Origin of the sequence: Amycolatopsis sp. NPDC051903 (genome assembly GCF_044452505.1) — a bacterium.
In the GTDB taxonomy this organism is placed as follows: domain Bacteria; phylum Actinomycetota; class Actinomycetes; order Mycobacteriales; family Pseudonocardiaceae; genus Amycolatopsis.
In genome coordinates this window covers 1-1962 of the sequence record NZ_JBITBT010000092.1, presented here as the reverse complement: position 1 = coordinate 1962, position 1962 = coordinate 1, and the positions used below count along the sequence as shown (strand labels likewise).

Genomic DNA, 1962 nt, shown 5'->3' with positions numbered 1-1962 from the left:
CCTGCTCACCGAGGCCCTCGGCGGCCGCCACCCGCGCGATCTGCTGGCCCGGGGCGAGGAGGAGGCCTTCGTGACTGCGATGGCGGACTCCTTGACCACGATCACAACCGCGTTCGGGTCGCGCCCGGTGGTCTACCGCGCCACTGACCTGCGGACGAACGAGTTCCGCGGCCTGACGGGCGGGGAGGCGTTCGAACCGGAGGAGCGCAACCCGATGATCGGCTACCGCGGCTGCTACCGGTACATCCGAGAACCCGATCTGTTCGCGCTCGAACTGAAGACACTCGCGCGGGTCCGCGAGCGCACCCCGAACCTGCACCTGATGATCCCGTTCGTACGCACGAAGTGGGAGCTTGAGGCCTGCCTCGAACTGGTGGCCGCCAGCCCACTGGGCCGCCATCGCGGCCTCTTGAAGTGGATCATGGCGGAGGTGCCCTCGGTGGTCCACTGGCTGCCGGAGTACATCGGTCTCGGCATCGACGGCGTGTCGATCGGCAGCAACGACCTCACCCAGCTGGTCCTGGGCGTGGACCGCGATTCGGCGGAGTGCGCGGAGCTGTTCGACGAAGCCGATCCCGCGGTGCTGGACGCGATCACGGCCATCGTCCGCACCGCGAACGCGCACGGCAGCACCTCGTCGCTGTGCGGGCAGGCGCCTTCGACGAACCCTGCGTTCACCGAACATCTGGTGCGGGCCGGCATCACGTCGATCTCGGTCAACCCCGACGCGATCGCTTCCGCCCGGCACGCGATCGCCGCCGCCGAACGCCGCCTCCTGCTGGACAACGCCCGCTGACCCGCGCCACCGGCAAAGGAGGACAGCCGTGACCACAGTGGAGGGAAACGTCATCGTCGTCGGTGTCGACGGCTCGGCGGGCAGTGCCGCGGCACTGCGCTGGGCCCTGTCCGAAGCGAAGGCGAGCGGGCGCGAGGTCGTGGCCGTGCGAGCGTGGACGTTCGACCTGGCGGCCGACCTGGAGTCGGCGGCGCTGCGGTCGTCGCGGGAAATCGAGAAGCGCTACCGGCAGCAACTGGAGCAAGCCGTGGCCGACGCGCTCGCCGGCGCCGAGCCGGTGCCCGTGCGGGCGGAGACGGCCGAGGGCGCACCTGGTCCAGCCCTCGTGCGCACTGCGCAGAACGCCGCGATGCTCGTGGTCGGCAGCCACGGCCACGGCCGCTTGCTGCGGCTGCTCGTCGGATCCGTCTCCGCGTATTGCCTGAAGGAGTCGCGCTGCCCGGTCGTCGTCGTGCCGGTTCGCACGGCGGAGGAGCGCGGCCCGGTGCCCGACGCGGAAGAGGCCGGGACCTACCAGCCCGGCCCCCTGTTGTGAGGAGCGACTGATGACCGGACAGCACACAGTGCGCGCCGTGATGACGACGGACGTGGTCAGCGTCGCGCTCGGCGCCCCCTTCAAAGCGGTGACGGCGCTGCTCGAGGAACGCGGCGTCGGCGGCGCACCCGTCGTCGACGATCGCGGTCACGTGGTCGGCGTCGTCTCCCGCGGTGACCTGCTCGAGCGCGAAGTCGAGCACCGCGGCTTCGGCCGGCGGGCGCGGCGGGCCCGCCGCAAGGCCGAAGCGGTGTTCGCCGCCGACCTGATGAGCAGCCCGGCCGTCACCATCGGAGCGGACGACGACGTGGTGCGGGCCGCGCAGCTGATGGAATCGCACCACGTGCACCGGCTCCCGGTCGTGGACGCGGACGGGGCGCTGGCCGGGATCGTCTCGCGAGCCGACCTGGTGCGGGTCTTCCTGAGACCGGACCAGGACATCCGCGATGAAGTCCGCGACGAGGTCCTGGCGAAGGAGATGTGCCTCGACTCACGGTCGTTGTCCGTCGCGGTGCACGACGGGATCGTGTCCATCAGCGGGACCGTCGAGCGTTACAGCATGATCGGGCTGATCGAGGCGCTCGTCCGCCGCGTCGACGGGGTGGTCGAAGTCCGCTCGCGCCTGAAGGCC

At 71.0% G+C, this 1962-nt stretch carries 3 protein-coding genes; all 3 read left to right on the top strand.

The features are described from left to right. A partial coding sequence (locus ACIA77_RS52400) for a putative PEP-binding protein (protein ID WP_395893745.1) occupies window positions 1-796 on the top strand: 796 nt, incomplete at its 5' end. Between the two features lie 28 nt (window positions 797-824). Beyond that, complete coding sequence (locus ACIA77_RS52395; RefSeq protein ID WP_395893744.1) at window positions 825-1331, top strand: universal stress protein; 507 nt, start codon at window positions 825-827, stop codon at window positions 1329-1331. Between the two features lie 10 nt (window positions 1332-1341). Beyond that, window positions 1342-1962 (top strand): CBS domain-containing protein (locus tag ACIA77_RS52390; protein ID WP_395893743.1); only part of this gene is annotated, 621 nt, incomplete at its 3' end.